This is a genomic window from Streptomyces sp. CA-181903, from assembly GCF_050937075.1.
Lineage (GTDB): Bacteria > Actinomycetota > Actinomycetes > Streptomycetales > Streptomycetaceae > Streptomyces.
The window spans coordinates 6,848,379-6,868,607 of sequence record NZ_JBNJLY010000001.1; the positions used below are offsets into that span (position 1 = coordinate 6,848,379).

Below are 20,229 nucleotides of genomic sequence, written 5' to 3' on the forward strand. Positions count from 1 at the left end.
GGCCGGCGGATCTCTTCCCCGCGGGGCGTCAGGGCCGGGCGGCCAGCGCCGCCAGATAGTCGTCCAGCAGCTCGGTCTGGCGCTCGGGCGGGAACGCCACCGGGTCGAACAGGGCCTGCACCACCAGACCGAGCGCGAACCCCTGGGCGCCGGCCGCGATCCGGTCCGGGTCCCCCGGAGGGAGCTCACCGAGCTCCTGGGCCGCCGCGACGAGCTCGCTCAGCCGGTCGCGGCCGCGCGCGTACCGCTCCGCGTGGCCCTCGCGCAGCGCGGGGTCGGCGAGCGCGGTGTCCCAGGAGGACACCCAGATGCGGTTGCTGTCCGTGGCGGCCGGGGTCAGCGGCAGGATGTCGAGCAGCGCGGCCCGCACGGCGGGCAGGCCGCGCGGTGCCACGCGCCGCGGCCGGGCGGCGCTCCGCCGGTCGAGCAGGTCGAGGGCGTGTGCCAGCAGGTCCCGCTTGGCGGGGAAGTAGTGGGTGAGCAGGCCGGTGGTGGCGCCCAGCTCGGCGGCGACCGCGCGCAGGGTCAGCCCGTCGAAGCCGTGGGCGGCCAGTACCCGCCAGACAGCCTCCGAGACGTCGCGGCGCCGGGCTTCGTGATCACCCTTGGTTCGTGGCATGCTGCCACCGTACATAACCGTAACGCTTGTTGTGTGAATGGGGTCACCATGTTCTCCCTCCCGCTGCGGGACGACGCCCTCCTCCGCCCGCTGGAGATATGGCACGCCGAGGAGTTCGCCTCCCACCTGGACCGGGCCCGCGAGCACATCCGGCCGTGGGTCGGGCCCGCCTTCGTCACCGACGACCTCGACGGCGCCCGCGCCACCCTGCGCCGCTACGCCGAACGCCGGGCCGCGGACCAGGCCGGCCTCTTCGGCATCTGGCGGGACGGCACCCTGGTCGGCGGCGTGATGTTCGTCGACTTCAACACGGCCCTGGGCTCCTGCGAGATCGGCTGCTGGCTGGAGCCGGCGGGCGAGGGCCACGGCCTGATCACCGCGGCCTGCACCACGCTGTTGGACTGGGCCCTCACCACCCGCGGCCTGCACCGCGCGGAGTGGCGCTGCCGCGCCGACAACGCCCGCAGCTCCGCTGTGGCCGAGCGGCTCGGCATGACCCTGGAGGGTGTCCAGCGCGAGTACTGGCCCTACGACGGCGTCCGCTACGACAAGCAGTACTGGGCGATCCTCGCGCCTGAATGGCGGGCCCGCCGCGCGTGACCGCACGACACGGCGTACGGCGGCGGCCCGGCTTGCCGATCTCCGCCCGGTGCGGGTAAGGGGTGGGTCATGACCGATACCTTCACCACCCGCACGGTGGACATCACGACCGGCTCGACCGAGACCGTCTACGACCTCACGGACCACTGCGCCCGCTTCCTGCGGGAGGCCGCGGCCGGGCGGGACGGGCTGCTGAACGTCTTCACGCCACACGCCACCGCCGGCCTCGCGGTGATCGAGACGGGTTCGGGCAGCGACGACGACCTGCTGGCCGCGCTCCGCGACCTGCTGCCGAAGGACGACCGCTGGGGGCACCGGCACGGCAGCCCCGGGCACGGCCGCGACCACGTCCTGCCCGCCTTCGTCCCGCCGCACGCCACGCTGCCGGTGGTGGGCGGGGAACTGGAGCTGGGGACGTGGCAGAGCATCGTCCTCGTCGACACGAATGTCGACAATCCGCACCGCAAGGTGCGGCTCTCGTTCCTCGGCTGAACCGGCTGACCCTGTCGGCCCGGCTGAACCAGTCGAACCGGTCGAACCGGCTGGATCGGCTGAGCTGTCGGAATCGACCGAATCGGACAGAGCCGAAACGCTGACCCCAGGGCCCCGGCCCCGGGCCCGCGGCCGGGGCGGCTCGCGGTGGCGGCCCGCCGTGGACCGCCGTGCGCGAACCGGCCGGCCGGGGGCGGTGGCTCAGTCCTGCTGGGCCAGGCTGGGCAGCTGACGCAGCTTCACCTTCGAGGTCGTGTCGAACGACCAGTCCAGCATCTTCACGGCGTCGGGGTAGCGGTTGGTCGGGTCGTTGAGGATCACGCCCACGACCGTCCGGCTGCCGCGCTGCGCGGCGAACACCAGGCACGGACCGGCGGCCGTGCCGGTGCCGGTCTTGATGCCGATGGCGCCCTTATAGGACCCCAGCAGCTTGTTGGTGTTGTACCAGGTGTACGTGCGGTTGACGTTCACCGCCTTCTGGCGGGTGCTGGCCGCCTTGACGACCGTGGTGAACGTGCTGTTGCCCATCGCGTGCCGGGCGAGCTTGGCGATGTCGCGCGGCGTGGAGTGGTTCGTCCCCGCCTGCGATATGCCGTCGAACGAGTCGTACTTGGTGTTCTTCATGCCGAGCGCCGCGGCCTTCTTGTTCATCTGGGTGATGAACGACTTGGTGCGCGCGGCCTCGGTCTTGCCGGTGCCGAAGTTGTCGGCGAGCGCGTACGCCGCGTCGCACCCGGAGGGCAGCATCAGGCCGTAGAGGAGCTGTCGGACCGTCAGCTTGTCACCGGCGCGCAGGTCGGCGGTGCTGGCGCCGTTCTTCACGACGTAGTCCCGGTACGACTTCTTTATGGTGATCTGCTTGTTCAGGTTGACGCCCCGGGTGTCCAGGACCACCGCGGCTGTCATGATCTTGGTGGTGCTGGCCATCTGGCGCGGGGTGTCGGCATCCTTGGCCCACAGCTGCTTGTTGGGGCCGCTGTCGAGCAGGAACGCGCCCTTGGCGGCGATGCCCGCCGGGCCGGTCGCCGCCTCGGCCGTGGCCGCGGGTACGGCGACCGCGAACGCGGCGGTCGACGCGGTGACCGCGGCTCCCCACCGACGGGCCCGTCTTCCCCCAGATTGCTGCATATTACGTCTCATTCCTCACGAGTTGTCCCGGTTATCTCATGGCCGGGTGGAACCACCAGATCCTCCCACCCTTCCACGGCACGGACGAAACCCGGGCGACACATGCGCGGTGGACGGCCTGACGGACGCGGGAAGCGGTGCCCCCGGCGGGACATGAGGGACGGTCAGACGGCCGGGGACGGCGCGGGCCTCATGCTCCTCCGTCGGCCACCGGAGCGGTGGAACGGCTCCGGGAGCGGCCCTTGTCCTTCCGCCGGACGTCCTGCTCCACGGCGCGCAGCAACCCCGTCATCCGGTAGGGGACGCGTTCCCGCAGCGCCATCTCGGTGCGGGTGCGCACCACGCCGGGGAACTGCACCAGCCGCTGGATGACGTCCTCGAGATGAGCGGCGTCCCGGGCGACGACCCGCGCCATCAGATCGCCGCCGCCGGTGATGGAGAACGCCTCTATGATCTCCGGCACCTCCGCCAGCGCGTCCGACACCGGATCGAGGTGGCCCTGGGTGACCTCGATGTGCACGAAGGCCAGGACGGGATGGCCGAGCGCGGCGGGGGAGAGCCGGGGGCCGGTCCCCGTGATCACGCCGTCCCGCTCCAGCCGGTCGAGGCGGGCCTGGAGGGTGCCGCGCGCGATGCCCAGCAGGCGCGCGTACTCCCGCGCACTGGTCCGCGGCTGCTCCAGCAGGAGGCGCAGGATCCTGGTGTCCAGGGCGTCTACAGCCATCGGCTGACACTCCCTCGTACTCGGGTGCCGGGCCGTCACTGTACCAATGGCCCAGTCGGCGCCGGTGGGCCGCCCGTCGGACGGGTACGCGGAGCGGTCACTCGGCCCGGTGGGACGCGCCCGACGACGTCCCCGCGGCGGGCGGGCACCCCACCGGGACGCGGTGGGCGGGTACCCCACCGGGACGCCGGGGGCGGGCGCCAGACCGCGACGCGGTGGGCGTCCGTAGACGCCGCGTCCGCTTCCCCCTCGGGCGGCCCGGCACCGGGGACCGCCGGGCTCAGCCCTCCGGCAGCGGTGACCGCGGGCTGCTCAGGACGGGACCGGCGAGGTTCGCGACCGCCCGCTCCAGGTCGTGCAGATGGGCCAGGGCCCGCTCCGCGCCCGGATGGTGCTGCGGAGCCGCGAGGCCCAGCTCGGCGGCCGACGCCGGCGCCTCCGTCGCGGGCAGCAGGGCGCGCAGGGCCGCCTCGACGCGCTGGCAGGCGGCGGTCAGCCGGGCGTCGTGCGAGGCGTCCGGATCGGCGGCCACCTCGGCCAGGCCGCGGGCCAGCCGCACGCAGTCGTCCAGATGAGCCGTCACCTGCCGGGCGCGCTCCTTGCGCGCCCGCAGCGGGCTGAGCGGATGCAGCAGCGGGGCGAGCGAGACCCGCACCCGGGCGAGGAGGAGCTCCAGCTCGGCGACGGACGGCGCCGGATCGGCGGACGCCTCCCCGGCCAGCCGCCGCGCCGACTCGGCGGTGCAGTGCCGGACGGCCAGCATCGCCCGGCGGATCCAGGCGTCGGTGGCGGCGTGCGTCGTGACGGGCAGCACCAGCGCGACCGCGAGGGCCGAGGCCGCCGCGCCCACGAGCGTCTGCTCGAAGCGCAGGAGCAGCAGCCCCGGGTGCAGCACGCCCAGCAGCCCGTACAGCAGGGACGCCATGACGGTCACGAAGAACATCATCCAGCTGTAGGAGGGGGCGGCGGTGTAGAAGATGCCGAAGACGCAGAGCGCGACGAGGACGGCGGTCGGGGCGGGCGCGCCGTGCAGCGGCACCGCGACGACCAGGCCGACCGCGATGCCCGCCACCGTGCCCACCACGCGGCGGAAGCCCCGGACCAGCGTCTCCCCGCGCGAGGCGGTGTTCACGAAGATCCACCACGCGGTGCCGACGGCCCAGTACCAGCGCTGGTCCGAGACCAGGTGGCCGACGCCCAGGGCCAGGGCGCACGCGAACGTGTTCTGGAACGCCTGCCGGGTCGTCGGACGCTCCAGTCCGCGCGCCGCGAAGGGCGCGGGCGCGAGCACCGGCGGCAGCCGCCGCTCCCAGCACCACAGCCCGAACCGGACCAGCGACGACGCGGCGAGAGCCAGCGCCATGGCCGTGTACAGCTCCGGCAGCCCGTCCGGGACGGCGTGCAGGAACTGCGCCATGAAGAACATCATGAAGCCGAAGATGCCCAGGGACTGACCCCGGGCGCCCCAGCGCCGCGCGTACACCCCGGCGAAGACGACGCCGAGGAACGCCGCGTCCCGCGCCAGGGGAAGGCCGTGCAGCACCGTCGCGAGCGCCAGCACCGGGACGCCCACGGCCGGCAGCGACGCCGTCGTGACCGCCTGGTCACGGACCCGGGCGTCGGTGACGGTGAAGAGGGCCAGCAGCGCGGTGAGGCCACCGGCGATCGTGGCGCCCATCGAACCGGTTACCAGGTGCGAGACCGCCACCGCGAGCCCCACGCCCAGGACGGCCCGTGCCGCGTTCCGCAGCCGGACACGGCCCGGATCCGGAGCCGCGAACATCTTCTTCAGCTTCACCGACCCTCTTCCGATCGCGCGCACAAAAGAGGCGCCGCGGAATCCCGCAGCGCCATTGACGGGTTCATCAAAACATCCGGAGGCCAGATGGCTCAAGAGAAGTCCGAAAAGATGAGCCAATGGATCGCATTTACCACGCGGTAACCCGCGGTGAGCAGGGCCAACGGACCAGCCGGGCGCCGCCCCGGCCCGGACGGCACCGGGCATTGTCAGTGCCGGCCTGTAGCGTCTGGACCATCGACGTGACGGGGACGTGAAGGGGAGGGACGCGATGGCGGCCAGCGGACGGCGCGAACGGCGCGCCTACATCGGCTCGTTCACCAAGGCGGGGGGCCGCGGGATCACCGTGGCGCGGGTGGACGCCGGGACCGGCGCGCTGACCCCCGTCCACTCCACCGTCGTCGCGGCAGACCCCTCGTTCCTGGCCCTCTCGGACGACGGAAACGTGCTGTACGCGGTGGGGGAGACGGAACCGGGCACGGCCACGGCGTTCTCGCTCGCCGACCCGGACCGGCCGGTACCGCTCGGCCCCGCCGTGCCCGTCGAAGGCGACGCGCCCACCCACCTCGCGCTCGCCGGGTCCTGGCTGTGCACCGCCAACTACGGCTCCGGAAGCGTCAGCGCCCTGCCCGTCGCCGGGGACGGCACCCTCGGCAAGCCCCCGGTGGTCCTGCGGCACCGGGGCGCCGGTCCCGTGACCGCACGGCAGGAGGGCCCGCACGCCCACGCCGTGGCGCCCGACCCCACGGGCCGCTGGCTGCTCGCCGCGGACCTCGGCACCGATTCCGTGTACGTCTCCGCGCTCGACCCCGGCACGGGCGAGCCGGTTCCCCACGGCGAGACGCGCCTCCGGCCCGGCAGCGGTCCCCGGACGCTCGTCTTCCACCCGGACGGCCGCCGGGTGTACGTCCTCAACGAGCTCGACGCGACGGTGACCGTCTGCCGCTGGGACGCCGCCTCGGGTGTGCTGGAGCCGCTGGAGACGGCGCCCGTGGTGACCGCCGGGGCGGTCGACCCCACCTACCCCTCGACGCCCGTGCTCTCACCCGACGGCCGGTTCCTGTGGGCGGCCAACCGCGGCGACGACACCCTCGCCACCCTCACCCTCGAACCCTCCGGGGACGCGCCCCGGCTGCGCTCCACCGTGAGCTGCGGCGGGCACTGGCCGCGCCACCTCGCCGCGCACACGGACGGGGGGCTGCTGTACGCGGCGAACGAGCGGTCGGGCGACGTCACCTGGTTCACGGTCGACCCCGGCACGGGCATACCCGTCCGGGCCGGGTCGGTCGCGGCACCGGCCGCCTCGTGCGTGGTCTTCCGCTGAGCCCCGCGGTACCTCGGGGGCCGCGCGGGCGGGGCGCCCGGGCGTGAAACGCGGGAAGGGCCTCGTCAAGAGGCCCTTCCCGGCGGTCACTCGGTCGTGCGGTGCTGCGGCCGTGCGCTGGTCCTCAGCGCATCGGCACGGGCTGCGCGGCGATGCCCAGCAGCTCCGTGTACTTGGCGAGGACGAGCTTGCCGACCGCCGGGTAGGCGCCCAGCGGCTCCGCCGCCGCGCAGCCCGCCTCCTTCGCGGCCATGGAGGGCAGCGCCTCGTCGGCCTCCGGTCCGATCAGGCACGGCGCGAGGGCCAGGTTGCGCGAGCCGGAGGAGCGGAGCTCGTCGGCGGCGCGGGCGACGGCGCCCTCCTCGTCCAGACCGGCGGCCAGTACCGGCACGGCCAGGCGCGCCGACAGGAGCATGCCGGTGATGCCGGCCGCCTGCACGGCCTCGGGGCCGCCGACCGTGGCCAGGACGATCCCGTCGGCCGCGGTTGCGACGGTGAACAGCCGGGCGCGGTCGGCACGGGCCAGGCCCGCCTCCGAGAGGCGCACGTGCAGGGCCTCGGCGAGCAGCGGGTGCGGGCCGAGCGTGTCCGTCAGCTCGAAGGCCGAGCCGCTGCTGACGACCGACTGGCGTATGCGGCGCAGCACGGCCGTGTCCGGGCCCGCCAGCAGCGGCACCACGACGGCGGCGGGCCCGCGGGCCCAGGCGGCGGCCTCCTCGTCCGAGGCGCCCTGCGCTTCGCTCGTGCGAGCGGTGTGCTGGGCGGCGGCGTAGCCGAGGACGGAGTCCAGGGCGGGGAACCCTCCGGCGTCGCCCTCGGCGTCCACGTAGCCGATGCGCGCGTCGAGACCGGGCAGCTCGGAACGGGCGATGCTCAGGGTCTCCTCGGCCAGTCGGCGCGCGGCCGGGCCGGGGGCGCCGGGCACCGCGAGCACGAGCGGGGGCGCGGCCGCCGGCGCGGTCACGGGCTCCGGCCTCCGGTGCCGTCCGGGCTGGCGGGGTCGGGGCATTCGTACAGGCAGGCCGGACGTGGGCCCTGTGGGGGAGCTCATGGCGCCGCATGTTATCCGGTCGGGAACGGCCCTGTTTGGGCGGGGGGCGTTTGAACCGCCTCTGTCCTGATTTATTCGGTGGCTGATCGGATCACCCGAAGGTGTGTCCGGGTGACGCGGCGGACGGCGCGCCGGACGCGACGTCCAGCAGCGATCCGTCCACGGGCAGCAGCGGACGGTCCGTCACCAGGGCGGCGGCGATACGGGACGCGCCGTCCAGGGGCGATCCCGCCGCGGCCACCTGACGGACAGCCGGAAGTTGCTTTCGCAACTCCTGACGAAGCGGCAGCAGGAGCGGGGGGCCGATTTCCGCCAGCCCCCCGGTGAGCGCCACGACGGGGGCGCGCCGCCATGGCTCGTCCGCCCGTTGGCGGCGGCTTTCCGGGGCGGGGGAGACGTCCGCCTCGGCCGCCTCGACTTCCGTCTCCGCCGTCCCTGCTTCCCCGGGGTCCGCACGCCCGTCCCCGTCCCAGCCCCCGTCCTCGTACGCCGGGGGGCAGGCCGCGGCCGCGGCCTCGGCGATGTGCCGGGCCGCCGTCCGCAGGATGTCCGCCGCCACCGGGCAGGCCGCCGCGCACCGGCCGACCTCCGGGGCGAAGGAGGCCAGCACGGCCGCCCGGTCGGGCCGGGGGTGGAGCATCCCCGGCAGGTCCGGCGCCGGACCGAACACGGCCTTCAGCCGGCCGAGCAGCGCCGCCGACCCGCCGGCCCGCCCGTCGTAGGCCCGGAGCGCCGCCTCCAGCCCGGCCCGGCCGATCCAGGCGCCGCCCCCGCAGTCGCCCAGCAGGTGTCCCCAGCCGTCGGAGCGCCGCCAGCCGCCGCCGGGGGTGAGCCCGGTGCCGAGCGCGACCAGCCCCGTCCCGGCGGCGACGACCACCCCCGGACGCCGGCCGAGGGCCCCGGCGTACGCCGTCACGGAGTCGGAGGCCAGCGCGAGCCGCCGTACCCCGAGTTCGGCGCGGAGCGCACCCGGCAGGACGGCCCGCAGGTCGGTGCCGAGCGTCACCATGCCCGCCGCGCCCACACAGCCGGCCGCGAAGCGTTCGGCGCCGGCCCGGCAGAGCAACTCCCGGGCGGGCGGCAGGATCCGGTCGAGCAGGACGCGCGCGTCGATCCCCCGGTCGCCGACGGGCACCGGCTCGGGGGAGGACCAGGTGAGCACCGGCCCGTCGCCGTGGGCGGGGGAAACGGCGATCCGGACGCCCGAGCCCCCGGAGTCGACCGCCAGCACAGGGACGGTGCCCCGCACCGGGCGCCGGTGCGACGTCAGTTCCATGGCGCCGCGCGGACGATCGCGTCAACCGTCATGCCCGGCACCCTACTCCCGGGAAGCGCCCCCCGGTCAGGCCCCCGGCTCCCGGCCGGCGCCCCTGGCCAGGTTCGAGGGCCGCGCACGGGGCCCGGCGCGGGGGAGCGCACCAGGTCAGGGCAGCCGCCAGTCCACCGGCGCCGAACCCTGCCCGGCCAGCAGGTCGTTGGCCCTGCTGAAGGGCCGCGAACCGAAGAAGCCCCGGTCCGCCGACATGGGCGACGGATGCGCCGACTCCACGCACGGTACGCCGCCCAGCAGCGGGCGCAGATTGCGCGCGTCCCGCCCCCAGAGGATCGCCACCAGCGGCCGGCCACGCGCGACCAGCGCGCGGATCGCCTGTTCCGTGACCTCCTCCCAGCCCTTGCCCCGGTGGGCGGCGGGCTTCCGCGGCGCGGTCGTCAGGGCCCTGTTGAGCAGCAGGACGCCCTGTCGCGTCCACGGCGTCAGATCGCCGTTGGACGGCCTGGGCAGCCCGAGGTCCTGGTGGAGCTCGCGGTATATGTTCTCCAGGCTGCCGGGCAGCGGACGCACGTCGGGCGCGACGGAGAAGCTGAGGCCGACGGCGTGGCCGGGGGTCGGGTACGGGTCCTGGCCGACGATGAGGACCCGAACGTCGTCGAAGGGCTGCTGGAAGGCGCGCAACACGTTCGCGCCGGACGGCAGATAGGTGCGGCCGGCCGCGATCTCGGCGCGCAGGAAGTCGCCCATCGCGGCGATTCGGCCGGCCACCGGTTCCAGTGCCTTGGCCCAGCCGGGTTCGACGATCTCGTGCAAGGGACGTGCAGCCACGGCCGCGACCCCTCCCTGTCCATGGAGTTGCGAGTGGAACGGAGTGCTACGCGACGGGCCCGGGCGCGGCCGGAGTGCGGAGCACGGTCCGGTCCGCCGTCGGGTCCCGCGTAGGGGAGCGATCGTACGCGAGCGGCGGCGGCCGCCCGCACCCCAGGGTGGCCGGGGGAGTACCTCCAGTGACGGTCGGGGGTCTGGAGGCGGTGACGGTCAGGCGACGCAGATGAGCCTGAAGAGGGTGAGCAGGCATGGGGGTCGGCCCGGTCCGGACGGGGCGGTGGCGGGGCGGGCGTGTGCGTGCAGTCCGTCGAGACCGGGCACGCCGGTGGCCCGTACGGGTGTGGCGAGCAGGGCGGCGGTCGCGGCGAGCCCGAGGAGGACGGCGGTGGCGCGGCGCATGAACGGCCCTTTCGCGGAGGGCGGTCGCGGGTACGCCGAAGGTTCCCGGGCCGCTCGTCGCCATGCCCGTCTTCACCCGTACGGGGCGGAGGGGAACGCGCGTCCGACGGCGGGTGGCGGGTGCCGTCGGAGCGGTTCAGCCGGCGGGCTTCCGCACCGGCTCGGCGCCGGTCTCCGCGAGGAAGTCGAGGAGCGCGCGGGCGAGCTTCTCGGGCTGGTCCTCGGGGATCAGGGTGGACGAGTCCTCGATTTCGACCAGCCGTCCTCGCGGGTAGAGCTCCGCCAGCCGCGGGCCGTGTTCGCGTGGCATCAGCCGGTCCTCGGTGGCCCAGACGACCAGCACCGGCCGGTCGAACGTGCGGAGCCGCTCGCTCCAGCGGAGGAGGGTGGCGCGGTCGGGCGCCGAGGTGGCGAACTTGGCGAAGTCCCGGCGGATCGCCCTGCTCCGGGACGCGGGCCCGAACCACTCGGCGACGAGGTCCGGCGGGAGCCCGCGCCGGCTCATCCCGCCGTACCCCCTGGGATGGTCGCGGAGGGCCGGGACGCTCATCAGCCGGGTCAGCAGCCGGACGCCTCCCGGGAGGCGGCAGACCGTCGACAGCGCCTTGGCCGGCCCCGGCGGGAAGTTGTCGAACGCCTCGCAGGCCACCAGCACCATGCGTGCCAAGCGGTCCGCCCGCCCCTCGGAGACCATGAACTGGGCGCCGCCCCAGTCGTTGACCACCAGCGTCACGTCGTCCAGGCCCAGCCGTTCCATGAACTCGTCCAGGAGCCGGGCGATTCCGGTGTGCGACAGGTCGGCGTCCGGGCGCATCGGTCTGCGGTGCCCCCCGAGGGGCAGCGTGGGAAGGACGCAGCGGTAGCCGTCCAGCAGCGGTACCACCTTGCGCCACTGCTTGCCGTTCATCGGCAGCCCGTGCGTGAACACCAGCACCGGCCCCTCACCGCCGGTGTCCTCGTAGTCGATCGTCCCGGACGAGAGTTCGATCTCCAACGTCCCACCCCCACAAGGTGATTGGCCTTCAGTCAGTCAAGCACATGCCGCCGGTGGGGTGTCGGCCGGCCGCCGGCACCACCGTGCGCCGCCGCCAACAGGCCCTCCCAGTCCGGGATCTTCACCGTGCCCCGGCCCAAGTCCCGGCCGAGGGCGGTCTCCGCGGCCTCGATGTCCAGCCAGCCGGGCCACTCCACCGGTTCGGCACCCGCCGCGCGCAGCGCCGCGCGCGGATCGTCGACGGCCCTCCTGGCCGCGAGTAGCGCGGGGGCGTCGGCGAGCAGGGAGGCCACGGTCTCCTTGGCGCACGGGCGGTTGGTGCCGATCACACCGGTCGGGCCGCGCTTGATCCAGCCCGCGACGTACTCCCCGGGCGACGGGACGCCATCCCGCAGCACGCGGCCCGCCTCGTGCGGCACGGTGCCGTTCCCGTCGTCGAACGGCAGCCCGCCGACCGGCACTCCTCGGTACCCCACCGACCGCAACACCAACTGCGCCTCGACGTCCTCGAACTCGCCCGTCCCCGCCACCCCGCCGGAGCCGTCGGGGGCGGTGCGCTCGAAGCGCACCGCGCGGACGGCGTCGTCGCCGAGGAGGGCGACGGGCCGCAGGAAGAAGCGCAGGTGGATGCGGCGGCCGTGGGCGGGGGCCGGCTGCCTCGACCACTCCCGCAGCACCTCCACGTTGCGGCGGCCCGCCGCCGGCAGCCCGGACGGGTCCTCCCACGCCGGGTCGAGCGCCGCCTCGTCGGCCCGTACCAGCGTCCGCACCCCGTCCAGCCCGCCGAGCTCCCGCAGCTCCTTGGTGGTGAACTTGGCCTGCGCCGGGCCGCGTCGGCCCACCATGTGGACGTCCGTCACCCGGCTCGCGGCCAGCGCCGCCAGGGCGGCGTGCGGCACGTCGGTCGCCCGGAACTCGTCCGCTCCCCGGGCCAGCACCCGGGCCACGTCGACGGCCACATTGCCGACCCCGATGACCACGGCGGACCGGGCGGGCAGCGAGAACCCGTCCGGCGGCGCGTCCGGATGGGCGCTGTACCAGGAGACGAACTCGGTGGCCGACCAGCTCCCCGGCAGGTCCTCGCCGGGGATCCCCAGCCGGCGGGCTGACGCGGCCCCCACGCAGTAGACCACCGCGTGGTACAGCTCGCGCAGCCGTCGCGGCGGGATCTCGCCCGGGCCCTCGCCCGCCCGGACGTTGCCGAGGAAGGAGATCCGCGGATGCTCCAGGGCCGTGCGGAGGGTGCGCTGCAGCGACTTGATCTTCTCGTGGTCCGGGGCGACCCCGTACCGCACCAGCCCGTACGGACAGGGCAGCCGGTCCAGCACGTCGACCGTCACCCCGGGCACGGCCTCCTGCTGCACCAGGGTCTGGGCGGTGAAGACCCCGCTCGGCCCGGAACCGACGACTGCGACGCGAAGCACGGAGGTTCTCCTTCCGGCGGCTGCGTCCAGCATCCCACCGGGGGCCGCGCGCGGCAGCCCCTTGAGCGCCGCCCGGGCACTGCTCGACGCTCCGGGCACGGGGCACGCGCCGCTTGCGCTTCAGGAAGCCGGTCACGCGCCGCTCGCGCGTGCGGGTGCCGTCACGCACCGGTACCGGTCCGGGCGCGCCGGTCATGCGCCGGTTGCGGTACAGGTGCGCCGGTCGTGCGCCGGATGCGATCCGGGTGCGCCGGTCATGCGCCCGGCGTGCGTGGGAAGCCGTCACCCCCCCGGGCGTACGTGGGGAGCCGCCACCCCGGGCGTACGCGGGAAGCCGTCGCCCCCCGGGCGTACGTGGGAAGTCGTCCCCCCGGTCGTGCGTGGCGTGACGGTCACACGCCGGGCGGGGGCGGCTGCGCGCCGGGTGGGCGGCCGAGTCGCCAGTCCAGCCCGTACCGCTGGAACAGCTCCGACCTGAGCCGCTCCACCGGCATCGGCACCCCCGGCAGCAGGATCGCCACCACCGCGCCCATCATCAGGGCCCGCAGCAGCCGGTAATCGGTCTCCGGGTCGGTGGACCCGTACCGCTCGACGGTGTCGCGGAGCAGGGCCGCGAGCCGCTGCTGCTCCGGGCACTGGATGAAGCCCTCCGCCTGGAGGATGCCCGCCATGTGCGTACGCATCAGCCGCGGCCGGTCCCGGGCCAGGCCCAGGACCGCGTCGATGGCGCGCGCCAGCCGCTCCCGCCCGTCCGGGCTCACCGGCTCGCGCTCCAGGGCCGCCGCGAGCTCCATGTGCATCAGCCGGTGCACCGCCGACTGCAGCAACTGCCGTTTACCGGGGAAGTAATACGAGACGAGCCCCCGCGCGGCGCCGGCCCGGCAGGCGATGTCCGCGAGGGTCGTCGCCTCGTAGCCGCGTTCGTCTATCAGCTCGACGGTTGCCTGGAGGAGCCGCTCGCGAGACCTGCGGCGCAACTCCTCATTGACCGACGCACTGCGGGGCGACATGCTGTAACTCCTGCGTTGACTGGCTCCGAGCCAATATACTCAGGAGCATACCGGTCCGTTCGCCCGCTGAGCAGGGAGAACCCGGTATGACCGCTGATTCGGGCGACGCGGGGGATCGTCCGAATCAGCGGCTCCCGCACGCCTCGCCGCGCTCTCGCGCGGGGCCCGGGGGCGAGCGGTACGGGCGACGGGCGGGCCGCCGCCCGCGAGCCCGCCGCGCCGGCGCGGTCGGGCGAGCGCCGGGCCACCAGACGGCTTGTCCGGCGCGTATCCGGCGTCGGCGGTGTCCGGAGCGGGGCTTCAGACCGCGGGACGCGCCAGCCGGCCGAGCAGCTTCACGGCGTCGTCGTGCGGCACCGACTGGAAGAAGCGTGCGTCGACGTCCTCGACGGCGGCGATCGCGCGGGGCGCCAGGTCGGCGCCCGCGCTGGTGACACGCAGCCGTTTGGCACGGGTGTCGGCGGGGTCGACCTCGCGCGTGACCAGCCCCTTGGCCTCCAGGGCGCGCAGGACCTGGGAGGTCATCTTGACGTCCGTGCCGGCCTGGCGGGCGAGGGTCAGCTGGTTGGGATGTTCGCCCTGCGTGTTCAGCCACCAGGTGCAGGCCAGCAGGACGAACTGGACGTGGGTCAGATCCAGGGGGCCGAGCGCGGCGGTGATGGCGCGTTGCCAGCGCAGCGTGGCGTGCCAGAGCAGGAAACCGGGGCTGTCGCCGGGGCCGAGGGTCATGCGTCCTGCGCCAGCTTGACCAGGGCGGTCATGGTTTGCGGCCAGTCCGCGGTGACGGCCGGACCGATCCGCGGGCCGAGGTCGTCGGCTCCGGTGCCGGTGATCTCCATCCGGTAGGTCACCCGCGTGCGGTCCCGCTCGCCGGGGGTCAGCCGGTGGATGGTGCGCAGGAGCAGCCCGTCGAACCGGGCTTCGTCCACGAACAGTTCGTTGACGGTCGCCTCGGCGACGAGCAGGTGCACCGGATCGTCCCCGGCCGGGGTCATCACGATCTCGGAGCCCGCCTCGAACGGGCCGTCGATCCGGATGCGCGCGATGTCGGCGTTCCAGTCCGCCCAGTGCTCGACGTCGGCCCACAGGCCCCAAATCGCCTCCGGCGCCGCATTGGTCTCAACGCTGTGCTCATACGTCCACATGGAAATGGCCTCCCGACCGAGAAGATTATCTGCGAAGAGATTATCTCTACGGAGACTATCTCCGCTACCCCCTCTTTCGGTCCGGTGCCAACCGGCCGGTCGTCAAGCCGACGGATCGGAGGGCGCCGAACCGGAAGCCGCTGCGGCGTGGGGCGGAACGTCGGACGGCGGTCGGCCGGGACCGGACCGCGCCCGGTTCGACGACGACCGGTTCGACGACGACCGGTCGGGGGACGGCCGGTGGCCGGCCGACGCCCGGTGGCCGACCGGCGGCCGTACGGGCGGGGTGCCGTCCGCCGCCCGTACGGCGACGGCCACGCCGCCGCCCCCGCCGATCACGCGCGGCGCGAGCGCGGCGGCGAGGGTCGCGGCCGCCGAGGTGCCGAGCACCGTCGCCCAGGCCACCGGGCCCAGCGGGGAGCAGCCGAAGAAGTGGCTGACGCCCGGGGTCTGCACCACGCCGACCAGGGCCAGCGCGGACAGTCCGGCGGTCGTCAGGACGAGCGGACTGCGCCAGTCCGTCGTCAGGGTCTGGCCGAGCTGGGTCAGGACGAGGGCGGAGAGGCCCATGGTGCTCGCGCGTCCGGCCCGGCCGGTGGCGCGCCCGCACTGCCACGCCGCGGCGGCGCCGAGCGCGGTGGCCGTGCCCCGGACGGCCAGGGCGCGCGCCAACTCGCGGCCCAGCGGCGCGGGCACCGGGCCCGCCGCCAACTCGTCGTCCTCCGCCGCACTGGTACGGGCGACGGCGATGGCCAGCGCGGGCAGCATGTCGGTGAGCAGGTTGACCAGCAGGAACTGCCGGGTGCCCAGAGGCGCCCGGCCCGACACGGCGGTGCCGAGCACGGTGAACGCGACCTCGCCCGCGTTGCCCCCGACCAGCACGGCGACCGCGTCCCGGACGCTCCGCCAGAGCGCCCGGCCCTCCAGCAGGGCGGCGACGATGAGGCGCGGGTCGGGCTCGGCGAGGACGAGGTCCGCGGCGGCCCGGGCGGACGTGGACCCGTGCGCGGACAGCCCGATGCCCACGTCGGCGAGCCGGATGGCGGCGGCGTCGTTGATCCCGTCCCCGGTCATGGCGACCACACGGCCGGCGGAACGGAGGGCGTGCACGATGCCGGCCTTCTGCTCGGGTGAGACACGTGCGAACACGGTGGCCCCGGCGACGCGGGCCGTGCGCTCGGGCTCGGGGAGGGCATCGAGCTGGGGGCCGGTGACCACCTCCGCGGCGGACACGCCGAGTTCACGGGCCACGGCGGCGGCCGTGGCCGGGTGGTCGCCGGTGATCATGACGACGCGGGTACCGGCCTCCGTGAGCCGCCGGACGGCCTCGGCGGCGCCGGGGCGAGAGGTGTCGGCGAGCGCCAGAAAACCGAGCAGTGTCAGATCCCGGACGAGTTCCGGGAGTTCGGGCCCGCTACGGCCGTCACCGGCGCGGTCGAGTCCCGCCTCGTCGCCCGGGCCGCCGGCGGCCGGCGTGGCGTCGGCGCGTCGGGCTTCGCTGCTCACGACGGCGGTGGCGGGCCGGCTCGCGGAAGCCGCGGCGACGACGGCGGGCCGGGCCTCGCCACCTGGGCCGGCGGTGGGCCGAACCTTGGCACCCGTACCGGCGGTGGCGGGCCGGCCGTCGCGGTGCGCGACGGCCGGCCGGCACTGGCGGACTCCGTCACCGTCGGCGCCCCCGTTGTCGGTGGTGGCGGAGGCAGGCCGGCCCTCCTCGCCCGCGGCGGCGACGCCGGGTCGGACCTCGCCCTCCGCGCTCCCACCGGCATGCCGGTCCTCGTCCCCCGCGCCGCCGGTGCCACGTCGGTCCCCCGCGCCGACACTGCCACGCCGGCACCCCGGATCCGTAGTGGCGGCCCAAGGTGCCGTCGGCACAGCGGCGGGGCGAGCCCCGTCACCCGCCCCGGCTGACGGAGTCCGGCCCCCCGCACCCCCGGCGGTACCCGTCGGCCGGGACTCCACGACCGCGAGTACCCGCAGGCCGTCGCGGGCCAGTCTCTGGACCAAATCGTGGGCGGCCCGCAGCCGTTCCGGGTCGAGGGGAGCCGTGGCGCCGTCGCCGGTCGTCACCGTCGTGCAGCGGGCGAGCACCGTCTCCGGGGCTCCCTTGACGGCGAGGAGGGGGGTGCCGGCGTCCGTGCCGAGGGAGGCGGAGTAGCCGCGGGCGGTTTCGAAGGGGAGTTCGGCCGTCAGGTGCCAGGCGGGGTCCGCGGTGCCGTGTGCGGCGGCGGCTTCCAGGACGGCTCGGTCGGTGGCGTGGGGCGGTGGGCGGTCGGGTACGGGCGGTGGGCAGGCGCGGGCCGCCGTCCGCAGGAGGCGGCGGGCGGCCGGGCTGCCGAGGGGCGGCGGGTCCTGGCCCGGGACGGCCACGCGGGTGACGGACAGCCGGCCGCGGGTGAGGGTGCCGGTCTTGTCGAAGCACACCGTGTCCACGCGCCCCAGCGCCTCCAGGGCCCGCGCCGAGCGGGTGAGGACGCCGTGCCGCGACAGCCGTCGGGCGGCGGCCGACTGGGCGACGGTCGCGACGAGCGGCAGTCCTTCCGGCACGGCCGCCACCGCGATGGCGACGCCGGAGGCGACCGCCTGCCGCAGCGGCACCCCGCGCACCAGCCCCAGGAGCGTCACCGCGCCGCCGCCGACGCCCACGGCGGGCAGCGCGGCCCGGGTCAGGGCCGCCAGGTGGGCCTCGATGCCGGGGGCGGCGGTGGCCTCGCCGACGAGGTCGGCGGCCCGGCCCGCCTCCGTCTGGGCGCCGGTGGCCGTCACCACCGCGTACCCGGAACCGGCCAGCACCGTGCAGCCCTGGTAGACCATGCAGGACCGGTCGGCGAGGTCGGCCCCGGGGGTGGCCCGGGTGTCCTTGGGGACGGGCGCGGACTCGCCGGTGAGCGGGGACTCGTCGAGTTCGAGCCGGTCGGCGGCCAGCAGCCGGGCGTCGGCGGGGACGACGTCGGTGGGGCCCAGCACGACGACGTCCCCGGCGCGCAGTTCGTCGGCCTGGACCGTCCGGACGGGTGCCGCGGCCATCGACGAGAGGAGCCCGTCCGGCGCCGTGCCCGGCGCGCCGGGGGACCAGGACAACCGGCGGGCGGTGGGGCGTTCGGCGAGCAGCAGCCCGCTCAGCGCCCGTTCGGCGCGCAGCCGCTGCACCCCGCTGATCAGGGCGTTGCCGGTCATCACCCCGCCGACGAGCGCGGAGTCGACGGTGGAGCCGACGGCGACGGAGGCGGCGGCGCCGAGGGTGAGGACGGGGGTCAGCGGGTCGCGGAGCTCCTCCCGGACGGCGCCCAGCAGCCGGCGTGGCCCCCGGACGGCGGCCGCGAGCGGTGCGGGACGCCGGGCGGGACGCGGCGGCGACGGCCGTTCGAGTGGGGTCCGCCGTCCGGGACCGGCGGACGCGCGCAGCAGGGACAGCGTCTCCCAGGGCCCGAGCGCGTGCCAGGTCCCCCGGACGCGGCCGGGCGGCAGCGGACGCGCGGCCACCCGGCGGGCGGCCAGCATCCCGCCCGCCATGGCCAGCAGGGCGGCGCCGTGCACCGGCGAGGTGGCGAGCCCGGCCCGCCCGCTCCGCGCCCCGCCCGTGGCGATCAGCGCGCCGAGCAGCGACCCGCCGAGGGAGAGCCGGGCGGAGGCGGCGCTGACCTCGCGGGCCGGTTCCAGTGCCGCCAGGGTGCGCCAGACCAGCGCCGTCCCGGGGCCGCAGACGAGGTCGGCGGACCAGCACGGCCGGCCCGGGGCGCCAGGGCGCGGCGGCACCGTGACGGCCACGTCGGCGGCGGCCAGGGCCCGGTCCCCGGCCGCGTCGCCTTGGGCGACGAGCAGCACCACCTCCCCGTCGCGCTGGAGCCGCCGCACCTCCTCGCACAGTGAGACCCCGGCGGGGACCGTGCGGTGGGCGCGTGGCAACAGCTCGGCGGCGCTGGCGTGTTCGGTGATCAGCACCCGGCGGGTGGGGCCGCGGGCGACCGCGAGGAGGGCGTCGGCCAAGGGGTCCAGCGCGCAGCCGACCAGGATCCGGCCCGCCCGCGTCCCGTCCGGGCCCCACAGGTCCAGGGCCAGGCCCCCGGCGGCGTCCGGCCGTCCCAGCGGGGCGTCGCGGGCGCGTGCCAGCCGCCAGTCGCTGGCCGTCCAGGGGCCGGGCCCGCACAGCTCGCCGACGGCGAACCGGGCCAGGACGCGGTGGGCGGCGCTCCACAGGGCCGCCTCGTCGAGTCGCCCGGTGGCGGCCGCCGACAGCAGCCGGGGCCGTGGCGCGCACAGGACCGGCGCGTCGATCAGCACCGTCGTGACCCGGTCGAGGCGGCGCAGCGCGCCGGGGTCCAGGGGCAGCGCGCCCGCCCGGGCCAGGTCCCGGCCCAGCCGGGCGGCGAACGCCTCGCGGCCCGCCTCGGCGGCCTTGGGCGCGGTGGCCACGACCGTGCGGGCGGCCCGCTCCGGGTCGCGGGTCCAGGCGAGCAGCCCGCCCGCGCCGGACAGGGCGGTCAGCGCGGTGCGCCGGCCGCAGGACTCGACCGGGCCCTCCGGCAGCGGCACCGGCCGGTCGGTACGTTCGGGGGCCCGCCGCGGCAGATCCCCGCCACCGCCCACCAGTTCGGGCTCCCGCAGGGCCCAGACGTCGTGCCGGGCCCGGATCTCGGCGAGCTGCCAGACGCGGTGCACCAGGTCCAGGGCGAGCGGGCCGGCCCCTCGGGTCAGCGCGTGCGCCGCCGCGTTGGAGGCGGCGAACAGGACGTCGGCGTGCTCGTGGCCGAGCCGGTCCTCCAGGAGGCGGCGCAGCCGCGGCTGGGTCTCGGCCAGCACGACGGGCAGCCGCAGAGCGGGCGGCAGGGCCGGGAGCGGCGACAGCCGGCGGGCGGTCGCGCACACCAGCCCCACGCAGTCCGCGGCGAGCGCCACCTTCGCCAGCGTCGCGGGCACGGTGTCGAACGGCGGACGGGGGGCGTCGGCGTCGAACGCCCCGGCGGCGAGGTGCTCGTCTTCGAGCCGTTCCACCAGGTCCAGCACGTCCGCCGGGTCGACGCGGTCCTCGTCGGCGTCGATCACCAGGTGCCCCAGGACGGCGTTGACCTCGGCCCAGTTCACCCCCTCCAGGCGGTGCAGCGCCTCGCAGAGGGCGGCGGCGAGGCGGTCGTGCCGCTCCCCGCCGCTCAGACCCCGCACCTCCAGGTGCGTCCGGCCGCCGCTGGTCCACATCCGGCGGCGGGTACGGTCCCGGCCGCCCTCCGCGAGCGCGGCGCCGGCTTCGGCGAGGCCGGAGGTCACGGCGGTGGTCAGGGAGGAGAGCGCTGCACCGGCCGTCCGCCGCCCCCAGCCGAGGGCGCCGGCCGCGGTGTCCCACGCCCGGACCGGGCCTTCCCGCAGGGCCGCGCCGACGAGGGCGGGCACCAGCGCGCTCCACGACCCCACCGGCACCTCCCGTA

The 20,229-nt window shown here is 75.8% G+C and carries 17 protein-coding genes; 3 read left to right on the forward strand and 14 right to left on the reverse strand.

Annotation, left to right across the window (positions count from 1 at the left end):
• Positions 1-28: 28 nt before the first annotated feature.
• Positions 29-619, reverse strand: coding sequence for a TetR/AcrR family transcriptional regulator (locus ACQEVS_RS30330; RefSeq protein ID WP_433025902.1), 591 nt, complete (start codon positions 617-619; stop codon positions 29-31).
• A 48-nt stretch (positions 620-667) separates the two neighbouring features.
• Here ACQEVS_RS30330 and ACQEVS_RS30335 point away from each other — a divergent pair, with 48 nt between their 5' ends.
• Together ACQEVS_RS30335 and ACQEVS_RS30340 are read left to right on the forward strand one after the other, a co-directional pair.
• On the forward strand, positions 668-1,219 hold the full coding sequence (locus ACQEVS_RS30335; protein WP_433028057.1) for a GNAT family N-acetyltransferase: 552 nt from the start codon (positions 668-670) through the stop codon (positions 1,217-1,219).
• A 69-nt stretch (positions 1,220-1,288) separates the two neighbouring features.
• Positions 1,289-1,711, forward strand: a complete 423-nt coding sequence (locus ACQEVS_RS30340) for a YjbQ family protein (RefSeq protein ID WP_433025905.1) — start codon at positions 1,289-1,291, stop codon at positions 1,709-1,711.
• Positions 1,712-1,912: 201 nt separating this feature from the next.
• Here the strand turns inward: ACQEVS_RS30340 and ACQEVS_RS30345 are convergent, their stop codons facing one another.
• The 3 genes from ACQEVS_RS30345 to ACQEVS_RS30355 all read right to left on the reverse strand — a co-directional run bounded on the left by ACQEVS_RS30345 (position 1,913) and on the right by ACQEVS_RS30355 (position 5,346).
• Entirely contained in the window at positions 1,913-2,839 is a 927-nt protein-coding gene (locus ACQEVS_RS30345; protein WP_433025908.1) for a D-alanyl-D-alanine carboxypeptidase family protein, read from the reverse strand.
• A 190-nt stretch (positions 2,840-3,029) separates the two neighbouring features.
• The gene (locus ACQEVS_RS30350; protein ID WP_433025911.1) at positions 3,030-3,563 is read right to left on the reverse strand and encodes an Lrp/AsnC family transcriptional regulator; all 534 of its coding nucleotides are present in this window, start codon (positions 3,561-3,563) and stop codon (positions 3,030-3,032) included.
• 280 nt (positions 3,564-3,843) lie between these two features.
• Entirely contained in the window at positions 3,844-5,346 is a 1,503-nt protein-coding gene (locus ACQEVS_RS30355) for an FUSC family protein (RefSeq protein WP_433028060.1), read from the reverse strand.
• 286 nt (positions 5,347-5,632) lie between these two features.
• Here ACQEVS_RS30355 and ACQEVS_RS30360 point away from each other — a divergent pair, with 286 nt between their 5' ends.
• Complete coding sequence (locus tag ACQEVS_RS30360) at positions 5,633-6,685, forward strand: lactonase family protein (protein ID WP_433025914.1); 1,053 nt, start codon at positions 5,633-5,635, stop codon at positions 6,683-6,685.
• A 124-nt stretch (positions 6,686-6,809) separates the two neighbouring features.
• Here ACQEVS_RS30360 and ACQEVS_RS30365 read toward each other — a convergent pair whose 3' ends face one another.
• The 10 genes from ACQEVS_RS30365 to ACQEVS_RS30410 form a co-directional block, all read right to left on the reverse strand.
• Positions 6,810-7,736 carry a sirohydrochlorin chelatase gene (locus ACQEVS_RS30365; protein WP_433025917.1) on the reverse strand — a complete coding sequence of 309 codons (927 nt, stop codon included), beginning with the start codon at positions 7,734-7,736 and terminating at the stop codon, positions 6,810-6,812.
• A 91-nt stretch (positions 7,737-7,827) separates the two neighbouring features.
• The gene (locus ACQEVS_RS30370) at positions 7,828-9,012 is read right to left on the reverse strand and encodes a BadF/BadG/BcrA/BcrD ATPase family protein (RefSeq protein ID WP_433025920.1); all 1,185 of its coding nucleotides are present in this window, start codon (positions 9,010-9,012) and stop codon (positions 7,828-7,830) included.
• Positions 9,013-9,159: 147 nt separating this feature from the next.
• Entirely contained in the window at positions 9,160-9,837 is a 678-nt protein-coding gene (locus ACQEVS_RS30375) for a uracil-DNA glycosylase (RefSeq protein WP_433025923.1), read from the reverse strand.
• A 210-nt stretch (positions 9,838-10,047) separates the two neighbouring features.
• Positions 10,048-10,236 carry a hypothetical protein gene (locus ACQEVS_RS30380; RefSeq protein WP_433025926.1) on the reverse strand — a complete coding sequence of 63 codons (189 nt, stop codon included), beginning with the start codon at positions 10,234-10,236 and terminating at the stop codon, positions 10,048-10,050.
• A 136-nt stretch (positions 10,237-10,372) separates the two neighbouring features.
• Entirely contained in the window at positions 10,373-11,230 is an 858-nt protein-coding gene (locus ACQEVS_RS30385) for an alpha/beta fold hydrolase (protein ID WP_433025929.1), read from the reverse strand.
• Positions 11,231-11,262: 32 nt separating this feature from the next.
• The gene (locus tag ACQEVS_RS30390; protein ID WP_433025932.1) at positions 11,263-12,654 is read right to left on the reverse strand and encodes an FAD-dependent oxidoreductase; all 1,392 of its coding nucleotides are present in this window, start codon (positions 12,652-12,654) and stop codon (positions 11,263-11,265) included.
• A 392-nt stretch (positions 12,655-13,046) separates the two neighbouring features.
• Entirely contained in the window at positions 13,047-13,664 is a 618-nt protein-coding gene (locus ACQEVS_RS30395; protein ID WP_433025935.1) for a TetR/AcrR family transcriptional regulator, read from the reverse strand.
• Positions 13,665-13,964: 300 nt separating this feature from the next.
• Complete coding sequence (locus ACQEVS_RS30400) at positions 13,965-14,393, reverse strand: MarR family winged helix-turn-helix transcriptional regulator (RefSeq protein WP_433025938.1); 429 nt, start codon at positions 14,391-14,393, stop codon at positions 13,965-13,967.
• Entirely contained in the window at positions 14,390-14,809 is a 420-nt protein-coding gene (locus ACQEVS_RS30405) for an SRPBCC family protein (RefSeq protein WP_433025941.1), read from the reverse strand. The genes ACQEVS_RS30400 and ACQEVS_RS30405 overlap by 4 nt, the downstream gene beginning before the upstream one ends.
• Before the next feature lie 102 nt (positions 14,810-14,911).
• The gene (locus ACQEVS_RS30410) at positions 14,912-20,215 is read right to left on the reverse strand and encodes an HAD-IC family P-type ATPase (protein ID WP_433025944.1); all 5,304 of its coding nucleotides are present in this window, start codon (positions 20,213-20,215) and stop codon (positions 14,912-14,914) included.
• Positions 20,216-20,229: the final 14 nt, after the last annotated feature.

Coding starts and splice junctions, on each gene's coding strand:
- ACQEVS_RS30330 (WP_433025902.1), bottom strand. CDS start 619: ATGCCACGAACCAAGGGTGATCACGAAGCCCGGCGCCGCGACGTCTCG.
- ACQEVS_RS30335 (WP_433028057.1), top strand. CDS start 668: ATGTTCTCCCTCCCGCTGCGGGACGACGCCCTCCTCCGCCCGCTGGAG.
- ACQEVS_RS30340 (WP_433025905.1), top strand. CDS start 1,289: ATGACCGATACCTTCACCACCCGCACGGTGGACATCACGACCGGCTCG.
- ACQEVS_RS30345 (WP_433025908.1), bottom strand. CDS start 2,839: ATGCAGCAATCTGGGGGAAGACGGGCCCGTCGGTGGGGAGCCGCGGTC.
- ACQEVS_RS30350 (WP_433025911.1), bottom strand. CDS start 3,563: ATGGCTGTAGACGCCCTGGACACCAGGATCCTGCGCCTCCTGCTGGAG.
- ACQEVS_RS30355 (WP_433028060.1), bottom strand. CDS start 5,346: ATGTTCGCGGCTCCGGATCCGGGCCGTGTCCGGCTGCGGAACGCGGCA.
- ACQEVS_RS30360 (WP_433025914.1), top strand. CDS start 5,633: ATGGCGGCCAGCGGACGGCGCGAACGGCGCGCCTACATCGGCTCGTTC.
- ACQEVS_RS30365 (WP_433025917.1), bottom strand. CDS start 7,736: ATGAGCTCCCCCACAGGGCCCACGTCCGGCCTGCCTGTACGAATGCCC.
- ACQEVS_RS30370 (WP_433025920.1), bottom strand. CDS start 9,012: ATGGAACTGACGTCGCACCGGCGCCCGGTGCGGGGCACCGTCCCTGTG.
- ACQEVS_RS30380 (WP_433025926.1), bottom strand. CDS start 10,236: ATGCGCCGCGCCACCGCCGTCCTCCTCGGGCTCGCCGCGACCGCCGCC.
- ACQEVS_RS30395 (WP_433025935.1), bottom strand. CDS start 13,664: ATGTCGCCCCGCAGTGCGTCGGTCAATGAGGAGTTGCGCCGCAGGTCT.
- ACQEVS_RS30400 (WP_433025938.1), bottom strand. CDS start 14,393: ATGACCCTCGGCCCCGGCGACAGCCCCGGTTTCCTGCTCTGGCACGCC.
- ACQEVS_RS30405 (WP_433025941.1), bottom strand. CDS start 14,809: ATGTGGACGTATGAGCACAGCGTTGAGACCAATGCGGCGCCGGAGGCG.